The sequence below is a fragment of the Luteimonas sp. GW821-FHT14E02 genome, assembly GCF_058803905.1.
This window is the reverse complement of record NZ_JBXAPK010000003.1, coordinates 280,576-303,780: the sequence shown is the minus strand read 5'-3', so window position 1 is coordinate 303,780 and position 23,205 is coordinate 280,576. Positions and strand designations below refer to the sequence as shown.

Genomic DNA, 23,205 nt, shown 5'->3' with positions numbered 1-23,205 from the left:
TCAAGATGCACTGCAACATAATGCTTTTCAAGGGCTTATTTTCTTTTCGGTCTTGTAAATAGTTTTCACGATAGCCAAAATCGCTGGGCCAGCGTAGTTCCCGGGACGCAGAAACATGACCGAAAAAAAACCCAATCGCCGCTCGCAGCACTGGTTCGGCGGCATCGACAAGGATGCGTTCATCCATCGTTCCTGGATGAAGAACCAGGGGCTGGCCCCGGACAGTTTCGATGGCCGTCCGGTGATCGGCATCTGCAATACCTGGTCCGAACTGACCCCGTGCAACGCGCATCTCCGCCAGATCGCCGACAAGGTGAAGCAAGGGGTGCTGCAGTCCGGCGGCTTGCCGCTGGAATTTCCGGCGATGAGCCTGGGCGAGACCAATTTGCGCCCGACGGCGATGCTGTTCCGCAATCTGGCGGCGATGGAGGTGGAGGAATCGATCCGCGCCAATCCGCTGGACGGCGTGGTGCTGCTGGTCGGCTGCGATAAAACCACGCCCTCGCTGTTGATGGGCGCCGCCAGCGTGGATCTGCCGACCCTGGTGCTCTCGGGCGGGCCCATGCTCAATGGCCGCTACCGCGGCGAGACCATCGGCTCGGGCACGCACGTGTGGAAATTCTCCGAGGCGGTGCGCGGCGGGCAAATGAGCGCGGCGCAGTTCATGCAGGCCGAAAGCGGCATGTCGCGCAGCGCCGGCCACTGCATGACCATGGGCACCGCCTCGACCATGGCCTGCATGGTCGAGGCGCTGGGCGTGGCCCTGCCGGAGAATGCGGCGATCCCGGCAGTGGATTCGCGCCGCTACGCGCTGGCGCAGCTGGCCGGCCGGCGCATCGTAGACATGGTCGAAGCCGACCTGAAGCCGTCGCAGGTGTTGACCCGCGCCGCGTTCGAGAACGCGATCCGCGCCAACGCCGCGATCGGCGGCTCCACCAACGCGGTGCTGCACCTGTTGGCGATCGCTGGCCGCGTCGGCGTGGAACTCACGCTCGACGACTGGGATCGTTTGGGCAGGGACGTGCCGACCCTCGTCGACCTGTTGCCGTCCGGGCGCTTCCTGATGGAGGAGTTCTATTACGCCGGCGGGCTGCCGGTGGTGCTCAAGCGCCTGGCCGAGGCCGGCCTGCTGCATCGCGACGCGCTCACCGTCAGCGGCCGCACGATGTGGCAGAACGTCAGCGAGGCCGAGTGCTTCGACGACGAGGTGATCCGCCCGCTGCATAAGCCGCTGGTGGCAAGCGGCGGTATCGCCGTGCTTCGCGGCAATCTGGCGCCGGACGGCGCTGTGCTGAAGCCCTCGGCGGCGACGCCGGCGTTGATGCGGCATCGTGGCCGCGCCGTGGTGTTCGAGGATATCGAGGACTACAAGCGGCGCATCGCCGACCCGGCGCTGGAGGTCGAGGCCGACAGCATCCTGGTGCTGAAGAACTGCGGACCGAAGGGTTACCCCGGCATGCCCGAGGTGGGCAACATGGGCCTGCCGCCGAAGCTGCTGGCGCAGGGCGTAACCGACATGGTGCGCATTTCCGACGCGCGCATGAGCGGCACCGCTTACGGCACCGTGGTGCTGCACACCGCGCCGGAAGCCGCCGCCGGCGGGCCGCTGGCGCTGGTACGCGATGGTGACCTGATCGAACTCGACGTCGCGGCGCGCCGCCTGGTGCTGCACGTGGACGAGGCGGAACTGGCCGCGCGCCGCGCCGCTTGGCGGATGCCGAAGGCGCCGGAGAGCGGCTACGCGAAGTTGTACTTCGAGCACGTGCAGCAGGCCGATCGCGGCGCCGATTTCGATTTTCTGGTGGGCTGCCGCGGCAGCGCGGTACCGCGCGAGTCGCATTGATGCCCGCGTTTTCTTCTTTTGCCGGGAGAAGGTGGCGCGAAGCGCCGGATATCGAAGCCGCCGTCAGGCGGCTGTGGGGGAGAGTTGCAACCGCATAAGGTTTTCGTCGATCTGAAAATTCATGCCCTCATCCGCCCTGCGGGCACCTTCTCCGGGCGGGAGAAGGGGAGAAGCACAGAGCCGGCTCATTCAAAGTCTTCTTGAAATACACATCTTCCTGCTGTCGCGCGGAATCCCAACATGACCACCAGCACGTTCGCCCACTATCCCAGCCTTGCTGGAAAGACTGTCTTCGTCACCGGCGGCAGTTCCGGCATCGGCGCCGACATCGTCGTGGCCTTCGCCCGGCAGGGCAGCAAGGTCGCCTTCGTCGGGCGTAACGCCGCTTCAGCGCAGAAGGTGCTGGACGCATGTGCCGATGCGCCGACCGCGCCGCTGTTTCTCGCCTGCGACCTGAGCGATGTGGATGCGCTGCGCGCTGCGGTGGTGGACGCCATCGCCCGCTTCGGGGACATCGACGTGCTGGTCAACAACGCCGCCAACGACGACCGCCATGATTTCCTCGAGGTCACGCCGGAATATTTCGATCAGCGCGTGGCGATCAATCTCAAGGCGCATTTCTTCGCTGCGCAGGCGGTGATCCCATCGATGCGCCGGCGTGGCGGCGGAGCCATCGTCAATCTCGGCTCGACCAGTTGGAAGAACAAGGTTGCCGGCTATGCCGCCTACGCTACCTGCAAGTCCGCCACCACTGGCCTCACGCGCAGTCTGGCGCGCGAATTCGGCCGCGACCGCATTCGGGTCAACACGCTCACGCCCGGCTGGATCATGACCGAACGCCAGCTCAGTCATTGGGTGGACGAGGCGGGCGAACGCGCGATGGACGAGAACCACTGCCTGCCCGGCCGCATCACCGGAGGCGACGTTGCCCAGCTGGCCCTGTTCTTGGCCGCCGACGACAGCCGCATGATCACCGCGCAGGAATTCGTCATCGACGCCGGTTGGACGTGAACATGGCATGGGACGAAAGCCGCGTCGCCTGCCTGTGGCCGGTGCAAGCGCAACTGGGTGAAGGACCGGTGTGGGACCCGCGTAGCGGCCGCCTGTACTTCGTCGACATCAAGGCGCCGGCGGTGCATGCCTACGACCCGGCGGCGGATCGACGCTACACCTGGCCGATGCCGACCCAGATCGGCTGGCTGCTGCCCGATGCGGGCGACGGAGATTTCGTCGCCGGCTTCCGCGACGGCTTCGCGCGGCTGCGCCTGGAGCCGCAGGTGCGCATCGATTACATCGCCCGTCCGCATCCCGGGGAACCGTTTTTGCGGCTCAATGACGCCAAGCGCGATCGCCATGGCCGCATCTACGCCGGCTCGATGCACGATACCGACCAGAGCCAGGCCATCGGCCGACTCTATCGGCTGGATCCGGACGGCCGCTGGCAGGTGCTGGACCGCGGCTACCATATCTGCAACGGCCCGGCCTTCGGCGCCGACGGGCGCACCCTGTACCACACCGACAGCCGGCTCGGTCGCGTCTACGCCTACACCGTGGACGAGGATGGCGGCTTGGGTGGGAAGCGCCTGTGGCGGCAGTTCGCCGGGGAGGAGGGCAGTCCCGACGGCATGACCACGGATGCGCGCGGCGATCTGTGGATCGCGCATTGGGGCGGCTGGCGGGTCAGCCGCTTCAGCCCGCGGGCCGACCTGCTGGAAAGCGTGCGCCTGCCGGTGTCCCAGGTCAGCAGTTGTGCGTTCGATCCCGCACGCCCGCAACGCCTGTTCGTGACCAGCGCGCGGGTGGGGTTGTCCGCACAGGCCCTGGCCGGCGAGCCATTGGCGGGCGGCTTGTTCGCCGTGGACGTGGCGCAATAAGGCGCCGTGAGAATTTCATACAGGGGCGCAGCCCGGGGTCTGGAACAGGGCAGGGTAGCGCCAGGCCAGCTTATTTCATTTATAACTACATGATTTTTATATATAAATTAGAAAACCTGGGTGTTTTTGCAGTGCGTCATGACTTCGCCCCCGGGTGTCATTAGGCTGCGATCCCGGTCTGTAGGTTTTTTTCATACAATTCAAGCGGCGGCAGTCTGCGCCCGATCTGAGGATTTGCGTACCGTCATGGCCCAGGTGAGTCTGCGCAATATCCACAAGTTCTACGATAACGGCCACCCGGCGGTCAAAGACTTCTCCCTGGACATCCGCGACGGCGAGTTCGTGGTCTTCGTCGGCCCGTCCGGCTGCGGCAAATCGACCACCTTGCGTATGGTCGCCGGGCTGGAGGACATCTCGTCCGGCGAATTGTGGATCGGCGACCACCTGGTCAACGACCTGCCGCCGAAAGAGCGCGACATCGCCATGGTGTTCCAGAGCTATGCGCTGTATCCGCACATGAACGTGCGCCAGAACATGGGCTTCGCGCTGAAGATCGCCGGCGTCGCCAAGGCCGAGATCGAGCGCCGGGTCAACGAAGCCGCGGCGATGCTGAAGCTGGAGCAGGTGCTGGAGCGCAAGCCCAAGGAACTCTCCGGCGGCCAGCGCCAGCGTGTGGCCCTGGGCCGGGCGATCGTGCGCAAGCCGGCCGCGTTCCTGATGGACGAACCGCTGTCCAACCTGGACGCCAAGCTGCGCGTGGAGATGCGCGCCTCGATCCTGAAGCTGCACCGCAGCCTGGGCGTGACCACGATCTACGTGACCCACGATCAGGTCGAGGCGATGACCATGGGCGATCGCATCGTGGTCATGCGCGATGGCGAGATCCAGCAGATCGACGACCCGATCACCTTGTACGAGCGGCCCGCCAACCAGTTCGTCGGCAGCTTCATCGGCTCGCCGGCGATGAGCTTCCTGAGCGGCCGCCTGCAAGACGGCAGGATCAGCGGCGCCGGTTTCGACTTCTCCTTGCCGCCGGCGTTGGCGCAGCGGCTGGCGGCCGGCGCCAGCAGCGAGATCCGACTGGGCGCGCGGCCGGAATTGATCGAGCTGAAGGGGCGCGGCCGCGTGCCGGAGCAGGGCAATCTGCTGCGCGCGCGCGTGGAAGTGGTGGAGCCGCTGGGCGCGGAAACCATCGTCAACCTGTCGGTCGGCGGCGAGCAGCAACTGGTCGCGCGGCTGGACGGGCATGTGCCGCTGAGGGCCGGGGACGATGCCGATTTCCTTCTGCAACTGGAACGCATGCACGTGTTCGACGCGATCAGCGAACGCAATATCGGGCTGGCGACGTGACCGCCGCCACGCCCGCCGTGCCCATGTGCGCACGCGCGGCGCTCGGTGAGCGCATGCGCCGTGAATGGCGGCGCAATCGGCTGGTGTATCTGATGCTGCTGCCGGTGCTGGCGTACTTCGCGCTGTTCCATTACGTGCCGATGTGGGGCACCTTGATCGCGTTCAAGGATTACGACCCGGCGCTGGGCGTGGCCGCCAGCCCATGGGTAGGGGCGGAGTGGTTCCGGCAGTTCTTCAACGGACTGTTCTTCGACCGGCTCGTCATCAACACGTTGCTGCTCAATGTCTACGACGTGCTGTTCGGGTTTCCGGCGCCGATCGTCCTGGCGCTGCTGATGAACGAGCTGACCAGCCAACGCCTGCGCGGCTTCGTGCAAAGCCTGACCTATCTGCCGCATTTCATCTCGGTGGTCGTGGTGGCCGGCATGGCGATCGATTTTCTGGCCTACGACGGTCTGATCAACCAGATCGTCGCCGACCTGGGCGGCACGCCGCAGGCGGTCATGCGCGACCCGGCATGGTTCCGCACGGTCTATGTCGGCTCGGAGATCTGGCAGAACATGGGGTGGAGTTCGATCATCTACCTGGCCGCGCTGTCCGGGATCAACCCTGCGCTGTACGAGGCGGCACGGATCGATGGCGCCAACCGCTGGCAGCAGATGATCCACATCACTTTGCCGGGCATCGCCCCGGTGATCATGACCCTGCTGATCCTGCGCCTGGGGCTGATGATGACGGTCGGCTTCGAGAAGGTGATCCTGCTGTACAACCCCAGTCTCTACGAGACGGCCGACGTCATTTCCACGTATGTGTTCCGCCGCGGCGTGCTGGAGGCCAATTACAGCTACGCGGCGGCCGTGGGCCTGCTCAACTCGCTGGTGGCCCTGGTGCTGCTGGTGGTTTCCAACCGTCTGAGCCGCCGCTTCAGCGGCAACAGCCTGTGGTGAGGGACATGGCGACGTCCGCGCTTCCCGCCACCGTCATGCCCCGGCCCGTGCGCAAGCCGTGGCGGCCGCGCCAGGGCTGGCCGGGGTTCGCGTTCGATGCGTTCAACGTGGTGCTGCTGCTGGCGCTGTGCCTGGTCACGTTCTATCCGTTCTATTACGTGGTGGCCGCCAGCCTGAGCGATCCGCAGGCGCTGATGGCGCACGAGGGACTGTTGTTGTGGCCGAAGGGATTCTCGCTGGAGGCGTTCAAGCGGGTGTGGGAAAACCCGATGGTGCGTAGCGGCTATTTCAACACTTTGCTGATCGTGATCGGCGGCACCACGTTCAGTCTGCTGATGACCTGCTTCGGCGCCTATGCGCTCTCGCGCAAGCGCCTGCCGCACGAAAAGCCGCTGCTGCTGCTGATCGTGTTCACGATGTTCTTCAGCGGCGGGCTGATTCCAGGTTATCTGCTGGTGCGCGACCTGGGCCTGCTCAACAGCCGTCTGGCGCTGGTGCTGCCGTTCGCGGTGAGCGCCTGGAACCTGATCATCCTGCGCACCGCCTTCAATGCGGTGCCCAAGGACTACGAGGATGCCGCCCGCGTGGACGGCGCCAACGATTTCACCATCCTGTTCCGCGTGTACGCGCCGCTGTGCATGCCCACCTTGGCGGTGGTGGGGCTGTTTTACGCGGTCGCGTACTGGAACGGCTACTTCTATTCGATGATCTACCTGTACGACCGCGAGTTGTTCCCGATCCAGCTGGTGCTGCGCGAAATCCTGATCAGCAACAGCACGGACGCGATGATGGCCGGCGACGCGGCCGGCCGCGAGGCCATCGGGGAAACCATCAAGTACGCCACCGTGGTGATGGCCAGTCTCCCGATCCTGGCGATCTATCCGTTTTTGCAGCGGTATTTCGTCAAGGGCGTGATGCTGGGCGGGGTGAAGGAATGAGGCGGCTGCTCGCCATGCTGTGCCTGGGCTTGTGCGCCGCTACGGCGATCGCCGCGCCCAAGCCGGACACACTGCCGATCGTCACGCGGCCGCTGACGTTGAGCTACTACTCCAAGCTGGAACTGGGCATTGCCCGTTCGATGCAGAACATGGGGCAGATGCCGGCGTATCGCATCATCCAGCAGCGTACCGGCGTGCGCCTCGTGTTCCGGCATCCGCCGGTGGGTGCGGAGGTGGAGCAGTTCAAGCTGCTGATGGTCTCCGGCGATTATCCGGACATCATCGAAGCCGATTGGCGCAATTACCCAGGCGGCCCCGCTAAGGCGATCAAGGACGGAGTGATCGTGCCGCTCAACGACTTGATCGTGCGGCATGCGCCAAACCTGTACCGCATCCTGCAGGAAAACCCGGAAGCCTTTCGACAGGTCAGCACCGACCAGGGCGTGATCTACAGTTTCCCCTTGCTGGCGCTGGACCCGAGTCTGCGCACCGTGATCGGCCCGCAGATCCGCGCCGATTGGCTGGACAAGCTGGGATTGAAGGCGCCATCCACACTGGCCGAATGGCATGCGGTGTTGACCGCGTTCAAGACCCGCGACCCGAACGACAATGGCAAGGCCGACGAGATACCGTATTCGGCGATCGCCCTACTGGACCCGTCGGTGCCCGGGCTGTCCTATGGGTTGTGGCCGTTCATGGGCGCGTTCGGCATCGCGCCGGGCTTCTATCAGCACGATGGCCGCGTCCATTACAGCCCGATCGAGCCGGGCTACAAGCAGTTCCTCACGACGATGCGGCAGTGGTACCGGGAAGGGTTGCTGGACCGCGAAATCACTTTGGACGCCGATTCGGCCACGCAGGAACTGCGCCATCTGGACAGCAAGATGAGCGCCGGCCGCGTCGGCGGCTACGTGGGCTACAGCGGCGTCGGCCTCGGCCGCTACACCAAGTTGGCGCAAGGGCGCATTCCCGGGTTCCGCCTGACGGCGGTTCCGTTCCCGCAGGATGCGCAGGGCAGGCGACGTGGCACCTTCGCCGGCGCCGCCAGGATCAACCAAGGGTATGGCGCGGCGATCTCGCGCAGCAACCGCCACATCGTCGAGACCGTGCGGCTTCTGGATTATTTCTATTCCGAAGAGGGCGGGCGCATCCTCAGCTTCGGCAGGGAAGGCGAGAGCTACCGGATGGTGAGCGGCGTGCCCACCTACACCAAGCGCATCACCGCCAATCCGACGCTGTCGATCAGCGATGCCATCCAGCTGTATGCGCGCCCGCAAAACGGCCCGCTGCTGCAGGACCCGAATTACCTGCGCCAGATGTATTTCCTGCCGGAGCAGCGCGATGCGCAGTGCATCTGGTCGGACGCCTCCATGGACCTGCTGCTGCCCGATTTGCAGGTCGGCATCCGCGACACGCGCCGCTATGCCGCGATCATGAGCGACGCCAACACCTATATCGCCGAGATGACCGCGAAGTTCATCCTGGGGCGCGAGCCGCTTGAGAATTTCGACGCCTACGTGCGCAAGCTGGAGAAGGCGGGCGTGCGCCAGGCGATCGGCTACATGCAAGCCGCTTACGATAGATACCGCAGCAAGCGCGTAGGTTTCATCGCAGCCACGCCGGTTACGTCTTCCGCGACGACCGCCTCCGTTTCGCAACATCGCGTCACTCCATCCTGCAAGGATTCGCCATGTCCACCACGCCATTGATTCCGCAAATCCGCGCCGCTCTAGATAGCCTGCGCTTGGCCGAGCGCAAGGTCGCCGAGGCCGTGCTCACCGACGTCGATTTCGCCATGCGCGCCAGCATCACCGATCTGGCCGCGCGCGCCGAAGTGTCCGAACCCAGCGTGACCCGATTCTGCCGCGCGGTGGGCTGCGCCGGATTGCGCGATTTCAAATTGCTGCTGGCGCAGAACATCGCCACCGGCCTGTCCTACGCTTCCACCAGCGTGGCGCTGGACGACGACGTCCATACCTTGATCGAGAAGGTCAGCGACGCCAGCATCGAGGCAATCGGACACCTGCGCCAGACCGTGGCCCCGGCTTCCGTCGAAGCCGCGATCGAGGCCCTGGCGACCGCGCGCCGGGTGTACTTCTTCGGCGTCGGTTCCGGTTCGGGACTGGTGGCGCAGGATGCCTATCTTCGCTTCCTGCGCATGGACATCGCCTCCAACGCTTTCACCGACGCGCATCTGCAACGTCTTCATGCCGATCTGATGGAACCCGCCGACGTCGCTTTCGCGATCTCGCACGGCGGCGCCAGCATCGAGATCAACGACAGCATCCGCATCGCCCGCGAACGCGGCGCCAGGACGATCGGCCTGACCACCGCCGGCACGCCGCTGTCGCATCTGGTCGATATTCCCATCCTGCTGCGTCTGCCGGCCATCGTTGATCCGCACACTCCGGGCGTGTCGCGCCTGGCGCACCTGTGCATCATCGATGCGCTCGCGATCGGCGTGGCGCTGCGGCTGGGGCCGAAGAACCTGGAGAAGGTACGACATGCCAAGGCGCATCTGCCCTACGAGCGCGCCGCCTCCGAGAAGGAGAAGTCGGCACGATGAGATATCGATGAAGCATCGATTTCGCATGCATTCCATCCTGCCCGCCGCGCCGACGAAACTTTTCCCGACTCCTACTGCCAGCCCCATGTACAAAAAAACCTACTATGCGACATCCCCGGACTCCGTCGCCGGCGCCGACAACGACACGTTGCGCGCGCGTTATCTGATCGATGCGCTGTTCCAGCCGGGCCGGATCACTCTCAACTACACGCATTACGAGCGCCTGGTCGTCGGCGGCGCGGCGCCGGTGGGGGCGGCGCTCGCCCTGCCTGCGCAAACCGAGCCGGCGTCGGCGGTAGGCAAACCTTTTCTGCACAGGCGCGAGCTGGGCGTGGTCAACGTCGGCGCCGGCAATGGCACGGTGACGGTGGACGGCGTCGCGTTCGCGCTGGCGCCCAGGGACGGGCTGTACGCGCCGATGGACAGCGAAGTCAGCTTCGCCTCGGACGACGCCGGCAATCCGGCCAAGTTCTATCTGGTTTCGACCCCGGCCCACGTGCGCCTGGAGGCCAGGCACATCTCGATCAGTCAGGCCGTGCCGTTGGAGCGCGGCGCGGTGGAAACCAGCAACGAGCGCACCATTTATCAATACATCGTGCCGGCGACGGTGAAATCCTGTCAGTTGCTGCTGGGTTTGACCGTGCTCAAGACCGGCAGTGTCTGGAACACCATGCCGCCGCATCTGCACGACCGCCGTTCGGAAGTGTATTTCTACTTCGATCTGGCGCCCGACCAGCGGGTGATGCACTTCATGGGCGAGCCGGACGAAATGCGCCATCTGGTCGTGCGCAACGACGAGGCGGTGGTGTCGCCGCCGTGGTCGATCCATATGGGATCCGGCACCGCCAACTACTGCTTCATCTGGGCGATGGGCGGGGAGAACCTCGACTACACCGACATGAACCAGCTCGACATCTGCCAGCTGAAGTGAGCCGTCCGCACGTCGTTCCCGCGCTGACAGAAATCCATGCGCGGGAATGACGGCGGAAATTCCCAGGAACACCCATGCCGTCGCCTTTCGATCTGAGCAACAAAGTCGCGCTGGTCACCGGCGCCAATACCGGCCTGGGCCAGGCCATCGCCGTGGCGCTGGCGCAGGCCGGCGCCGACGTTGCCGCGGTCGGTCGCAGCGATCCGGCGGATACGCTGTCGACAATCGCCGCGAGCGGCCGTCGCGGCGTCTGGATCGAAGCCGATCTGAACGATCCGGGCCGGGCCGCGGACATCGTCGTCCGCGCCCAGGAGGCGCTGGGCGGCCTCGACATCCTGATCAACAACGCCGGCACCATCCGCCGCAACGACGCGCTGGACTTCAGCGAGGAGGATTGGGACGCGGTGATGGGCGTCAATCTGAAGACCGCGTTCTTCCTCTCGCAGGCGGCCGCGCGTGCGTGGGTGGCGGATGGGCGCGGTGGCAAGATCGTCAACATCGTCTCGATGCTGTCGTTCCAGGGCGGCATCCGTGTCGCTTCCTATACCGCCAGCAAGAGCGGCCTGCTCGGCGTCACCCGCCTGCTGGCCAACGAATGGGCGCGCCACGGCATCAACGTCAACGCGATCGCGCCGGGCTACTTCGCCACCAACAATACCCAGGCCTTGCGCGAGGACGCGACACGCAATCAGGCCATCCTGGAACGCATCCCGGCCGGTCGCTGGGGCGACCCCGCCCACCTCGGCGGCGCGGCGGTGTTCCTGTCCTCGTCCGCGGCCGACTACGTCCACGGCGCCGTATTGCCGGTGGACGGCGGCTGGCTGGCGCGCTGATGGGCCGCACTCTTTCGGGCCACGCTCTTTTCGATCCGATTCCGCAAGCATCAGGAGATCGCATGAAACATTCCTCTCGAGTTCGCCGGTCACCACGGGATGCGGCTCGCGGTGCCGCAACACGCGTTCGCAAGGCGTACATCTTCAATCGCAGCCTGCTCGTCGCGAGCCTGCTGGGCACGCTGCTCGGCGCTCCCGCATTCGCGGCGGAGACCGCCGAAACGATGGTTCCCCAAGCCGTCCCCGCGTCGATCGAGAGTCAGGCCGATTTCGACAAGCGTATGCAGTGGTGGCGCGAGGCGCGCTTCGGCGTTTTTGTGCATTGGGGGCTGTATTCCGGCGCGGCCGGCCGCTGGCACGGCGTACCGATCCGCGGCAACGCCGAATGGATCCAGTTCGGCACCTACACCCCGGCCGACGAATACGCGCGCGAACTGCTGCCGCTGTTCAAGCCCAAGCCCGACTTCGCCCGCGAGTGGGCCAGGCTGGTGAAGGCTTCCGGCGCCAAGTACATCGTCTTCACCACCAAGCATCACGAGGGCTTCGCCCTGCACGATAGCGCGGTGAGCGATTTCGATGCCAAGGACGCCACCGGCCGCGATCTCGTGAAGGAAATCGTCGAGGCGGCGCGCGCGGAAGGATTGAAGGTGGGCTTCTACTACTCCCTGCCGGATTGGCATCACCCGGCCTTTCCCTATCGCGATTTCGCCAACCTCTCCAAGCCACTGCCGCATCCGTTGCAAGGCTTGCCCGAGCGGGTCGATCCCGGTTACGCCAAGCGCGCCGACCTCAAGACCTATCAGGATTTCCTGCATGCGCAGGTGCGCGAACTGATGGAGCATTACGGCCCCATCGACATCCTATGGTGGGATTATTCCAATCCCGGTGCCGAGGGCGAGACTTGGCGCGCCCGGGAGCTGATGGCCAAGGTGCGCGCGGATCAGCCGCACATCGTCATGAACAACCGCCTCTACACCTCGCTTGGTTACGACGACCCGCAAGCCGCGTTGAGTAAATTCGACCGGGGCCACGGCGACTTCACCACGCCCGAAGGCAAGATACCGGCACGCGGCGTGCCCGGCGTGGACTGGGAGACCTGCATGACGATGAACAAGTCCTGGGGTTACAGTCTCAACGACGAAAACTGGAAATCCACCACCACCTTGGTGCAGCAGTTGGTCGATACCGCCAGCAAGGGCGGCAACTATCTGCTCAACATGGGGCCGATGGTCGACGGCAGCGTGCCGCAGGCCAGCGTGGAACGCCTGCGGGGAATGGGGCAATGGCTGCAACGCAACGGCGAATCCATCTACGGCACCAGCGCCAGTCCGTTTGAAGCCGTGCCGTGGGGCCGCATCACGGCCAAGGACGGACGTTACTATCTGCACGTGTTCGAGCGCCCGGCCGACGGCTTCTTGAAGCTGCTCTTGGACACGGCCTTTGAAGCCCGCCTGCTCGATGGCGGCGCGCCCTTGCAAGTCAGCCGCGACGGCAAGCAGCTGACGATTTCTCTGCCCGCGACGCTGCCTGACGCGAACGATACGGTGGTGGTGCTCGCGCCGGCGAATGCGGTCGCCGCGACTGATGGTGCGCTGTGAAATCGCTCGCCGCACTGGCGTTGCCGGCGTTCTTGGTCGGCTGCGCGTCGTCTCATGTTCCCTCCACGCCGGCGTCACCCGAGCCGCAAGGCCCCACCGGCTGGACTCTGGCCTGGGCGGACGAATTCGATCATTCCGGCCCGCCCGATCCGAGCAAGTGGAGCTACGAGCACGGCTACATCCGCAATCGCGAAGCGCAGTTCTACACGCGGGATCGCCCGGATAACGCGCGCGTGGAAAACGGCGTGCTGGTGATCGAGGCGCGCAAGGAGCATTACCCAAATCCGCTGCACCGGCCCGGCGCGGTGCTGGACACCCGCCAGAACCTGCCGCAGCCGGAATATGAGCGCACCAACAATGCCGCCCGCCCGTTTGCCGAGTACACCTCGGCCAGCATCGTCACCCGCGGCAAGGCCGAATGGAAATACGGCCGTATCGAAGTCCGTGCCAAGCTGCCGGAAGGGCGCGGCATTTGGCCGGCGATCTGGATGCTCGGCAGCAACCGCGGTCCGGTGAAATGGCCGGCCTGCGGTGAGATCGATCTGCTGGAATACGTCGGTTACGATCCCGGCGTGGTCCATGGCAACGTGCATCTGCTGGCCCGCTACAACGCCGATCTGAGCGAGAAGAATCCGATTCCCGCCGGAATGAAGGGCATGCTGCATCTGCCGGGCGCCAGCAGCGGGTTCCACACCTACGCCATCGACTGGGACGTGGAACGCATCATTTTCAGCGTCGATGGCCGCGAGTACGTGACTTACCGCAATCCGCACACCGGCATCGAAGGGTGGCCGTTCGACCAGCCGTTCTATCTGCTGCTCAATGTCGCTGTCGGCGGCACCTGGGGCGGTAAGCAAGGCATCGATGACACCATCTTCCCGCAACGCATGGAAGTGGACTACGTGCGCGCGTACCGGCGCCAGTAGCCTGCCTGGAAATACCGGTCGCCCGCTGCCGATAGAGTGGCACTTCAGTGCCGTCGAGGCGGGTGGGGTGGAGTGGGGGAGGGCGTAATACCCGGCCACCGCAAACGGGCACTACACTGGCTGACATCCCTCAATGCCCCATGTATGGACATCTTCAAGCTCCGAGTAGGCCAAGCTGGCGCTTTTCGCCTGACTGCCACCGAATACCATTTGGCGACCGCGAAACAGCCGCCCTGGTATCGTGTCTCCCAGACTGGCACGCAACACTATGCAGTGTGCCCCGAGTGCGACAATCCACTGCATATCATCAATCTCGATGTCGACAAGAAGGTGGATGCGCTCGATCGACCGCTTCCGCTCTACGCGAAACACGCCAAGACCTCGATTGCGGGCATCGCCGATTTTGACCCCGACCGGTACGACGACTGCAGTTTAGCCAACCCGACGTCGCTCAATGGCAAGGATAAAACGCGCAAGCCAGGTGCGATTGCCAATGGCATCTTGCATCTGCTTGTTGACCAAGCCGATCTGATCCACCGCCACGCCGAACGTTTTCTCGGTGTGCAGATGCCTGACGAGGGGCTCGAAAAGCTGCTGCGTAAATTCAAGCAACACAACGGCCAGTTGTATCGAGCCGTGTCCCAGTGGAACTTACCATTCGCATTGCTCTACATGGGAGGACACCAGAACACTTTCGGATTTCGCATCCTCGAACGTTCGCCATTTGAGACCGCGGCGATGAAGTCGAAGCACTTCGAACTGCGGAATCAGCGGCTGCTTCCGAAACAAAAAGGCCAAGCCGCGCGGCTCGGTTTTTATGTGACGGATCATAGGATTCCGGCCGATCAGGGCGCACCGCAGACGATGTGCCTGGTAATCGAGGAAAGCACGCCCGCGGCGTCATCGGCACAGAAGCAAGGGAATGACGCGACCCGCACGATCTTGTTCAAAGAACACCTTCCGATGGATCTAAGCTATTTCCGCAACGACCTCGGAAAACGTTTGCGTCTTCGCGAAGTCGCCAAGGCAGCGTTGGAACAATGACGCCTTGATATCCCGGGGGAGGATTAGCTCGCTGTTAGCTTGGGCGGTCGCTGTAGGCGGCTCAAACTCGTGAGTGTGCCGTGCACACGCCCATAGATAATTTCGCATAATGTACATTATGTTCAATAAAGCAGTGCGTCTATCGACCAGCCCTACGCCAAGTCTGGATAACCCGGCCCCAGCTAAAAACCTCTACAGGCCGCAAACACGGCATCGTTGAGGCGCCGCCGTAGATCGATGTTCGACGTGCTTTCCATGCGCGCCCGTTCCCGTTTTGCTTGCTCGCACTCGGCGGACACACGCGGGGTTCTGCGCTGTGGTGAGCTGTGATGGACGCGATCCGTTCCGGCTGCCTTGGCAAGCCGCCGATTCGCGGCCATGCGTCGTTTGGCGTCGTCGCTGGCACGCCGGCGGTCTTCGCTCGAGAGATCCTCATCGGTCGTCACGTTCTTGACCGATGCTGTCTGGGAGCCCGAAGGGCACGGCATGTTCTGCAACGTCACCTGCCCGTCTTTGCCTACGCACCGGTAGACATCCGTTGCCGAGGTCGACCCGGCAGTCAGGCACAGCAAAACAACCACGATCCATTTCATGGCATACCCCCTGTATGTCGGAGAATAGCCAAAGCCTCGTCAGTGACATTTCACAGCCAGGCTGACGACATCCAATCGCGGAGCGTGTTACCGGTGGCCGAGATTTTCTGGGCATTCCTGAAGTTGGGGCTGACTTCGTTCGGTGGTCCAATCGCCCATCTCGGCTATTTCCGGGAGGAATTCGTTCGTCGGCGGCAATGGCTGGACGATGCGGGTTTCGCGCAGTTGCTGGCCGTTTGCCAGTTCCTGCCGGGGCCGGCCAGCAGTCAGCTGGGATTCGCCATCGGGCTGTTTCGAGGCGGATGGCTGGGGGCTTTGATGGCATTCGTGGGGTTCACCCTGCCCTCGGCACTGCTGATGTTCGGTTTCGCGCTGCTGGCGCCGCATGTCGATGGCGGCATCGGCAGTACGGTCGTGCACGGATTGAAACTGGTCGCGGTTGCCGTGGTCGCGCAAGGCATCCTCGGCATGGCGCGGCAACTGACGCCGGACGTGCCACGTTTTCTGATCGCCGTGGTCGCGGCGGCGTTGATCCTGTCGACTGGCAACGTCCGGATGCAACTGGTTGTCATCGTGTTGGGCGGTGGGTCGGGGTTATGGATGCGCGGCAAGAACATGTCGCCACCGCCAGTCGCGACCTTCCCCGTGCGGTACGGCCGCGGCGCCGCGATGCTGTTCCTGACACTGTTCCTGGTTGGTCTCTTCGCAAGCCTGATCCTGCCTGCGGAGCGAACAGTCTCCGTAGGGGCATTGGCAGCGGCGTTTTATCGAACCGGCGCCCTGGTGTTCGGTGGCGGCCACGTCGTGTTGCCGCTGCTGCAGCACACGGTGGTCGAGCCTGGCTGGGTGACGCCCGATGTGTTTCTGGCCGGCTACGGCGCGGCACAGGCGATGCCGGGGCCGATGTTTTCACTGGCGGCGTTCCTGGGCGCCAGTGCGTCGTTGGATGCATCGCCGGGACTCGGCGCGGGCATCGCCTTGATCGCGGTCTTCCTGCCGGGGTTCCTGTTGCTGCTGGCGGTGCTGCCCGTGTGGACGCGTCTGGCGGCGCGGGCATGGGCGATTCGCGTGATGGCGGGAATCAACGCGGCCGTCGTCGGTCTTCTGGTGGCCGCATTCTACGATCCTGTCTGGACCCAGGGCATTCGCGGTTTCGCCGATGTCGCCATCGCCGCGGTCGCCTTCGTGATGGTGACCGCGCTTCGCCTCTCGGCGCTGTGGGCGGTGCTGTGGTGCGTCGCGGCTTCGGTCGCGCTGGCGCTGTAGCGGACTGACGAGACGGAATCAGCTCTTCAGTTTCAAGACGCGATTCACGCCCAGCGCGGCCAAGGTACAGATCGCGCCGGACAGCAGATAGGCGCCGACGAAGGCCAGGCCGAAATGCGCGCACAGGCCCAGCGCGACCAGCGGCGCGAAGGCGGCGCCGATCAGCCAGGCGAGATCGGATGTGAGCGCGGCGCCGGTGTAGCGGTAGCGGGCGCCGAAATTGGCCGTCACCGAACCCGCCGCCTGGCCGTAGGACAGGCCGAGCAGCACGAAGCCGATCAGGATGAACACGTCCTGCCCCAAGGTGCCGGAACCCAGCAGCGTCGGTGCGAAGCCGCTGAACATGGCGATCGCCGCGGCCAGTGCGCCGAGCGTGCGCGGACGGCCGAAACGATCGGCGATCACGCCGGAAAGGACCATGGCGCCGGCCGCGAGCAGCGCACCGATGATCTGCACGCCGAGGAATTCGCTGACCGACTGGTTCGAGTACAGCAGGATCCACGACAGCGGGAAGATCGTGACGATGTGGAACAGTGCGTAGCTCGCCAACGCGGCGAACGCGCCGATCACGACGTGGCGGCCCTTGGCGGCGAACAGTTCGAGCACGGGCGTGGGTTCGAGATCGTGCTGGCCGAGCTCGCGTTCGTATTCGTGCGTGACCACCAGACGCAGGCGTGCGAACAGCGCCACGACATTGATCGCGAAGGCGGCGAAGAACGGATAGCGCCAGCCCCAGTCGAGGAAATCTTCCTTCGACAAACTGGAATTGAGGAACGCGAACAGTCCGGCGGCGATGATGAAACCCGCCGGTGCGCCGAGCTGGCCGAGCATCGCGTACCAACCGCGGCGATGCTTGGGAGCGTTCAGCGCCAGCAGCGACGGCAGGCCATCCCAGGAACCGCCGAGGGCGATGCCCTGCCCCACGCGGAACAGCGACAGCAATACGATGGAAAGCGCGCCGATCGTGCCGTATCCGGGCAGGAACGCGATGCCGGCGGTGCAGGTGCCGAGCAGGAACAGTGCGGCGGTGAGCTTGGTGCTGCGTTCCCAGCGGGCCTGGATCCACATGAACAGCACGGTGCCGAACGGCCGTGCGATGAAGGCGAGCGCGAAGATGGCGAACGACCACAACGTGCCCTCGAGCTTGCCGAGGAACGGGAAGAACACCGACGGGAACACCAGCGCCGAGGCAATGCCGTAGACGAAGAAGTCGAAATATTCCGAAGCACGCCCGATCACCACGCCAACCGCGATCTCGCCCGGCGCGACTTCCGAATGCGTATCCGCATGATGCGGCGGCGTGCTCATGTGGCCAGGGGTTGCATGGTTCTCGGCGTGCATGGATCGGAACTGGTCAGTTGCGGAGCGGCGGGCGTCATCGCCCTGTAGCACGGATGCCTGAGACATCCGCATGCCGGGATGTCGCTAGCTTCTCACCATCGCGCCAGTCGGGCCATAGGACAAAACGTCCAATCGTCGGCGCGGCGCGGCGCGACTAAAGTGCGTCATGCCGCGGCCGACGCGGTCCAGAACTCTGCGAATTGCTGTGTTCCTCCCCCCGATGACCACTCTGAAGTCCCTGTGCCGCCGATCGTTGGCCGTCGCCGCCCTGCTCCCCTTGGCCGGCTGCAATACGATCCTGTTGAACGCGCCCGGCGACGTGGCCGCGCAGCAAGGCAATCTCATCGTCGTTTCGACGCTGCTGATGCTGCTGATCATCGTGCCGGTGATCGCGCTGACGCTGCTGTTCGCCTGGCGCTACCGCGCTTCCAACCAGGAAGCGACATACAAGCCCGACTGGGATCACTCGACCCAGCTGGAACTGCTGATCTGGGCCGCCCCGTTGCTGATCATCATCGCGCTTGGCGCGCTGACCTGGATCAGCACGCATACCCTCGATCCTTATCGTCCGCTCGATCGTATCTCCGCCGCGAAACCGGTGCCGGCCGGCACCAAGCCGCTGGTGGTGGAAGTGGTGGCGCTCGACTGGAAATGGCTGTTCCTCTATCCCGAACAGAATATCGCCACGGTGAACGAACTGGCCGCGCCGGTGGATCGTCCGATCCAGTTCAAGATCACCGCGTCCACGGTGATGAATTCGTTCTACATCCCTGCCCTCGCCGGCCAGATCTATGCGATGCCGGGCATGGAGACTTCCCTGCACGCGGTGATGAACTCGCCCGGTGAGTACGAAGGTTTCTCGGCCAACTACAGCGGGGCCGGTTTCTCCGGCATGCGCTTCAAGTTCCATGGCATGAGCGAGGGCGATTTCGAGCGCTGGGTGCAGAACGCGAAGAACAGCGGCAGCCCGCTCGACCGTCCCGACTACCTGCAGCTCGAGAAGCCCAGCGAACGCGAACCCGTGCGCCGCTACGCCAGCGTCGCGCCGGGGTTGTACCGCGCGATCCTCAACCGCTGCGTGGACACCGAACGCATGTGCATGGACGAGATGATGGCCATCGACGCCGCCGGCGGACTGGGTTTGGGTAGCGTCGAAGCACTGCTCCCGCGCCGAAAGGGCGATCTGCGCGGAGGCCCCATCGTGGCTTCGACGATGTGTACCGCCGAAAGCATCGGCAAGCCATGGAACGCGGCGATCACTCTCGCCCCGTGACGCAACAAGGCGGGCTTGGCGCGAGCGCTGCCCGCCGCAAGGATTCTTTGGAGTCGACATGACCGAACACCCCCATCCCTCGGGAAGTCTCGCCCGGCTGATCTTCGGCAGGCTGAGCTGGGACGCGATCCCGCTGCACGAGCCGATCCTGATCGCCACCTTCGCCATGGTGGCGATCGGCGGCCTTGCCCTCCTCGCGGCGATCACCAAGTACCGCCTCTGGGGCTATCTGTGGCGCGAATGGTTCACCAGCATCGATCACAAGAAGATCGGCGTGATGTACATCGTGCTTGGTCTGGTGATGCTGCTGCGCGGCTTCGCCGACGCGATCATGATGCGCCTGCAGCAGGCGATGGCCTTCGGCGACAACATGGGCTATCTGCCGCCGGAACACTACGATCAGATCTTCACCGCGCACGGCGTGATCATGATCTTCTTCGTGGCCATGCCGCTGGTCACGGGCTTCATGAACTACATCGTGCCGCTGCAGATCGGCGCGCGCGACGTGGCCTTCCCGTTCCTCAACAATTTCAGCTTCTGGATGACGGCCTGTGGCGCGGGGCTGCTCATGATGTCGCTGTTCGTGGGTGAATTCGCCAAGACCGGCTGGCTGGCGTATCCGCCGTTGTCTGGCATCGCCTACAGCCCCGACGTTGGTGTGGACTATTACATCTGGTCCCTGCAGATAGCCGGTGTCGGGACATTGTTATCAGGCGTCAACCTGATCGCGACCATCATCAAGATGCGCGCACCCGGCATGACCATGATGAAGATGCCGGTGTTCACCTGGACCTCGCTGTGCACCAACGTGCTGATCGTGGCGGCATTCCCGGTGCTGACGGCCGTGCTCGCGCTGCTGTCGCTGGATCGCTACGTCGGCACCAACTTCTTCACCAACGATCTTGGCGGTAACGCCATGATGTACGTGAACCTGATCTGGATCTGGGGCCATCCGGAGGTCTACATCCTGATCCTGCCGGTGTTCGGCATCTTCTCCGAAGTGGTCTCGACCTTCAGCGGCAAGCGCCTGTTCGGCTATGCCTCGATGGTCTACGCGACCGTGGTGATCACGATCCTGTCGTACCTGGTGTGGCTGCATCACTTCTTCACGATGGGATCGGGCGCGAGCGTGAACTCGTTCTTCGGCATCACCACGATGATCATCTCGATCCCGACGGGCGCGAAGATTTTCAACTGGCTGTTCACCATGTACCGCGGCCGCATCCGTTTCGAGGTGCCGATGCTGTGGACGGTCGGCTTCATGGTCACCTTCGTGATCGGTGGCATGACCGGCGTGCTGCTGGCGGTGCCGCCGGCCGACTTCGTGCTGCACAACAGCCTGTTCCTGATCGCGCACTTCCATAACGTGATCATCGGCGGCGTGCTGTTCGGCCTGTTCGCCGGCATCAATTTCTGGTGGCCGAAGGCCTTTGGGTTCAAACTCGATCCGTTCTGGGGCAAATGCTCGTTCTGGTTCTGGCTGACCGGCTTCTGGTTCGCCTTCGCGCCGCTGTACGTGCTCGGCCTGATGGGCGTGACGCGCCGCGTCAGCCACTTCACCGATCCCTCGCTGCAGATCTGGTTCCAGATCGCTGCCTTCGGTGCGTTCCTGATCGCGATCGGCATCGCCTGCATGCTGATCCAGTTCTACGTCAGCATCCGCCGCCGCCATCAGCTGCGCGACGAGACCGGCGATCCCTGGCACGGACGCACGCTGGAGTGGTCGACCTCCTCGCCGCCGCCGGCCTACAACTTCGCCTTCACGCCGGTGGTGCACGACAACGACGCCTGGTACGACATGAAGCAGCGCGGCTACGAACGTCCGACGTCCGGCTTCCTGCCGATCCACATGCCCAAGAACACCGCCGCGGGCTTCGTCATCGCGATCCTGAGCACGCTGTGCGCGTTCGCGCTGATCTGGCAGATGTGGCTGGTCGCGGGCGTCGCTTTCGCGACGATGCTGATCGCCGCGATCGTGCATACCTTCAACTACAAGCGCGATTTCCACATCCCGGTCGACGAAGTCGTCGTCACCGAGGACAAGCGCACGCAACAACTGGCCACCGCTCATGTCTGACGCCCACGCCATCGCCCTCCATCACCCTGACGGGCGTCCGGTCTTCTTCGACGCCAAGGGCAAGCACCATCCGGAGAACGGCACCCTGCTTGGGTTCTGGCTCTACCTGATGAGCGACTGCCTGGTGTTTGCCTGCCTGTTCGCCGTCTACGGTGTGCTCGGGCGCAGTTATGCGGCCGGGCCGTCGGGCGCGGATCTGTTCGACCTGTCGCTGGTGGCGGTCAACACGTCGATGCTGCTGTTCTCGTCGATCACGTATGGCTTTGCCATGGTGGCGATGCAGCGCGGCAAGACCGGCGCGGTGCTGGGCTGGCTGGCGGTGACCGGCCTGTTCGGTCTCGCCTTCCTCGGCATCGAGCTGTACGAGTTCGCGCATCTGATCCATGAAGGGGCCGGTCCCCAGCGCAGCGCCTTTCTGTCTTCGTTCTTCGCCCTGGTCGGCACGCACGGCCTGCACGTCACCTTCGGCGTGGTGTGGCTGGTGGTGCTGATGCTGCAAGTCGGCAAGTTCGGCCTGACCGCGGCCAATCGCCGCCGCCTGCTGTGCCTGTCGATGTTCTGGCATTTCCTCGATGTCGTATGGATCGGCGTCTTCACCTTCGTCTATCTGATGGGAGTGCTGCCGTGAGCCAGACGCCCGTACACCACGACCATTCCGATCATGGCGCCGATCATCACGACGACCACGATGACGGCATCCACTTCAGCGTCAAGGGTTATGCGATCGGCTTCCTGCTCTCGGTCGTCCTGACCGCGATCCCCTTCTGGCTGGTGATGGGCAAGGTGATCCCGGGCTCGGGCATGACCGCGTTTGTGATCCTCGCCTTCGCCGTCGTGCAGATCCTCGTGCACATGGTCTACTTCCTGCACATGAACACGAAGTCGGAGGGCGGCTGGAACATGCTGGCGCTGATCTTCACCCTGGTGTTGGTGGTGATCCTGTTGGCCGGTTCGTTGTGGGTCATGCATCACATGAACACCAACATGATGCCGATGTCGCCGCACGACATGCGCAACATGCCGTGAGCACGCCCGATCGCGACGGGGCCGCGCGGAAGCCGCGTGGCAGGGGTGCGCTGATCGCGCTCGCCGTCGTCTTCATCGTCGCTTTCGTGGGATTGATCGCGCTGGGCGGCTGGCAGGTGCAACGCCGCGCCTGGAAGCTCGATCTGATCGAACGCGTCGAATCGCGCATCCATGCACCGCCTTCCGCCGCGCCCGGGCCGGATGAGTGGTCGCGGGTGAGCGTCGCCCGTGACGAATACAAACACGTGCGGCTGGACGGCCGTTTCCTGCCGGGTCGCGATACGCGGGTACAGGCCGTGACCGATCTTGGCGCGGGCTTCTGGCTGCTGTCACCGTTCCGCACCACGCATGGCGATGTCGTGCTGGTCAATCGCGGCTTCGTGCCTGCGGACTGGAAGGCGCCAGTAGGTTCAAATCCAGCCCCCGCTACCAACATCGCTGGCCTGCTGCGCATGACCGAGCCCGGCGGCGGCTTCCTGCGCAAGAACGCACCGGCCGAGGATCGCTGGTATTCGCGCGACGTGCAGGCGATCGCTGCCGCGCGCGGCCTGGGGCCCGTCGCGCCCTACTTCGTCGATGCGGACCACCAGGGCCCCGTGGACGCGGCCGGGCCGCGCTGGCCGGTCGGTGGCTTGACGGTGGTGCGCTTTCCCAACAACCATCTCGTCTACGCGCTGACGTGGTTCGGCCTCGCGCTGATGGTCGCCGCGGCCGCCTGGCGCGTGGCGCTGGAGGAACGCCGGCGGCGCGTCGCCGCCCACTCTTCCGGCTGAGAACAC

The 23,205-nt window shown here is 64.4% G+C and carries 21 protein-coding genes; 19 read left to right on the top strand and 2 right to left on the bottom strand.

Features of this window, described 5'->3' with window-relative positions; translation table 11 throughout:
- Positions 1-115: 115 nt before the first annotated feature.
- From araD to AC1RNP_RS06940, 13 genes are all read left to right on the top strand, one after another.
- Complete coding sequence (gene araD / locus AC1RNP_RS07000) at positions 116-1,843, top strand: L-arabinonate dehydratase (RefSeq protein ID WP_493050543.1); 1,728 nt, start codon at positions 116-118, stop codon at positions 1,841-1,843.
- Between the two features lie 240 nt (positions 1,844-2,083).
- Positions 2,084-2,854, top strand: a complete 771-nt coding sequence (locus AC1RNP_RS06995) for an SDR family NAD(P)-dependent oxidoreductase (protein ID WP_493050542.1) — start codon at positions 2,084-2,086, stop codon at positions 2,852-2,854.
- A 2-nt stretch (positions 2,855-2,856) separates the two neighbouring features.
- Positions 2,857-3,717 carry an SMP-30/gluconolactonase/LRE family protein gene (locus AC1RNP_RS06990; RefSeq protein WP_493050541.1) on the top strand — a complete coding sequence of 287 codons (861 nt, stop codon included), beginning with the start codon at positions 2,857-2,859 and terminating at the stop codon, positions 3,715-3,717.
- Between the two features lie 246 nt (positions 3,718-3,963).
- A complete protein-coding gene (locus AC1RNP_RS06985) occupies positions 3,964-5,067 on the top strand; it encodes an ABC transporter ATP-binding protein (protein WP_493050540.1) in 1,104 nt (367 codons plus the stop codon).
- Positions 5,064-6,014, top strand: a complete 951-nt coding sequence (locus tag AC1RNP_RS06980; protein ID WP_493050539.1) for an ABC transporter permease — start codon at positions 5,064-5,066, stop codon at positions 6,012-6,014. The genes AC1RNP_RS06985 and AC1RNP_RS06980 overlap by 4 nt, the downstream gene beginning before the upstream one ends.
- Positions 6,015-6,049: 35 nt before the next feature.
- On the top strand, positions 6,050-6,952 hold the full coding sequence (locus AC1RNP_RS06975) for a carbohydrate ABC transporter permease (protein WP_493050538.1): 903 nt from the start codon (positions 6,050-6,052) through the stop codon (positions 6,950-6,952).
- A complete protein-coding gene (locus tag AC1RNP_RS06970) occupies positions 6,949-8,661 on the top strand; it encodes an extracellular solute-binding protein (protein ID WP_493050537.1) in 1,713 nt (570 codons plus the stop codon). Before AC1RNP_RS06975 ends, AC1RNP_RS06970 begins: the two co-directional genes overlap by 4 nt.
- Positions 8,643-9,518, top strand: coding sequence for a MurR/RpiR family transcriptional regulator (locus tag AC1RNP_RS06965; RefSeq protein ID WP_493050536.1), 876 nt, complete (start codon positions 8,643-8,645; stop codon positions 9,516-9,518). Before AC1RNP_RS06970 ends, AC1RNP_RS06965 begins: the two co-directional genes overlap by 19 nt.
- 85 nt (positions 9,519-9,603) lie before the next feature.
- Positions 9,604-10,449: a 5-dehydro-4-deoxy-D-glucuronate isomerase gene (gene kduI / locus AC1RNP_RS06960; protein ID WP_493050535.1), complete on the top strand. Its 846-nt coding sequence runs from the start codon at positions 9,604-9,606 to the stop codon at positions 10,447-10,449.
- Between the two features lie 74 nt (positions 10,450-10,523).
- Positions 10,524-11,282 carry a 2-dehydro-3-deoxy-D-gluconate 5-dehydrogenase KduD gene (gene kduD, locus AC1RNP_RS06955; protein ID WP_493050534.1) on the top strand — a complete coding sequence of 253 codons (759 nt, stop codon included), beginning with the start codon at positions 10,524-10,526 and terminating at the stop codon, positions 11,280-11,282.
- Between the two features lie 62 nt (positions 11,283-11,344).
- Complete coding sequence (locus AC1RNP_RS06950; RefSeq protein WP_493050533.1) at positions 11,345-12,880, top strand: alpha-L-fucosidase; 1,536 nt, start codon at positions 11,345-11,347, stop codon at positions 12,878-12,880.
- The gene (locus AC1RNP_RS06945; RefSeq protein WP_493050532.1) at positions 12,877-13,806 is read left to right on the top strand and encodes a glycoside hydrolase family 16 protein; all 930 of its coding nucleotides are present in this window, start codon (positions 12,877-12,879) and stop codon (positions 13,804-13,806) included. The genes AC1RNP_RS06950 and AC1RNP_RS06945 overlap by 4 nt, the downstream gene beginning before the upstream one ends.
- Positions 13,807-13,950: 144 nt before the next feature.
- On the top strand, positions 13,951-14,850 hold the full coding sequence (locus AC1RNP_RS06940) for a hypothetical protein (protein ID WP_493050531.1): 900 nt from the start codon (positions 13,951-13,953) through the stop codon (positions 14,848-14,850).
- Between the two features lie 182 nt (positions 14,851-15,032).
- Here AC1RNP_RS06940 and AC1RNP_RS06935 read toward each other — a convergent pair whose 3' ends face one another.
- Positions 15,033-15,443 (bottom strand): DUF4124 domain-containing protein, encoded by a 411-nt coding sequence (locus AC1RNP_RS06935; protein ID WP_493050530.1) that lies wholly within the window; start codon positions 15,441-15,443, stop codon positions 15,033-15,035.
- A 42-nt stretch (positions 15,444-15,485) separates the two neighbouring features.
- Between AC1RNP_RS06935 and chrA the strand changes: the two genes are divergently transcribed.
- Positions 15,486-16,709: a chromate efflux transporter gene (chrA, locus tag AC1RNP_RS06930; protein ID WP_493050529.1), complete on the top strand. Its 1,224-nt coding sequence runs from the start codon at positions 15,486-15,488 to the stop codon at positions 16,707-16,709.
- An 18-nt stretch (positions 16,710-16,727) separates the two neighbouring features.
- Here chrA and AC1RNP_RS06925 read toward each other — a convergent pair whose 3' ends face one another.
- Complete coding sequence (locus AC1RNP_RS06925) at positions 16,728-18,017, bottom strand: MFS transporter (protein WP_493050528.1); 1,290 nt, start codon at positions 18,015-18,017, stop codon at positions 16,728-16,730.
- 253 nt (positions 18,018-18,270) lie between these two features.
- On the opposite strand from AC1RNP_RS06925, the gene cyoA reads away from it, so the two are divergent.
- From cyoA to AC1RNP_RS06900, 5 genes are read left to right on the top strand one after another with little or no spacing between them, the layout of a single operon-like run.
- On the top strand, positions 18,271-19,323 hold the full coding sequence (gene cyoA / locus AC1RNP_RS06920; protein WP_493050527.1) for a ubiquinol oxidase subunit II: 1,053 nt from the start codon (positions 18,271-18,273) through the stop codon (positions 19,321-19,323).
- Between the two features lie 58 nt (positions 19,324-19,381).
- Positions 19,382-21,400, top strand: coding sequence for a cytochrome o ubiquinol oxidase subunit I (gene cyoB / locus AC1RNP_RS06915; protein WP_493050526.1), 2,019 nt, complete (start codon positions 19,382-19,384; stop codon positions 21,398-21,400).
- Positions 21,393-22,028: a cytochrome o ubiquinol oxidase subunit III gene (gene cyoC / locus AC1RNP_RS06910; RefSeq protein ID WP_493050525.1), complete on the top strand. Its 636-nt coding sequence runs from the start codon at positions 21,393-21,395 to the stop codon at positions 22,026-22,028. The genes cyoB and cyoC overlap by 8 nt, the downstream gene beginning before the upstream one ends.
- Positions 22,025-22,426 carry a cytochrome o ubiquinol oxidase subunit IV gene (cyoD, locus tag AC1RNP_RS06905; RefSeq protein ID WP_493050524.1) on the top strand — a complete coding sequence of 134 codons (402 nt, stop codon included), beginning with the start codon at positions 22,025-22,027 and terminating at the stop codon, positions 22,424-22,426. Before cyoC ends, cyoD begins: the two co-directional genes overlap by 4 nt.
- Complete coding sequence (locus AC1RNP_RS06900) at positions 22,423-23,199, top strand: SURF1 family protein (RefSeq protein WP_493050523.1); 777 nt, start codon at positions 22,423-22,425, stop codon at positions 23,197-23,199. The genes cyoD and AC1RNP_RS06900 overlap by 4 nt, the downstream gene beginning before the upstream one ends.
- Positions 23,200-23,205 lie beyond the last annotated feature (6 nt).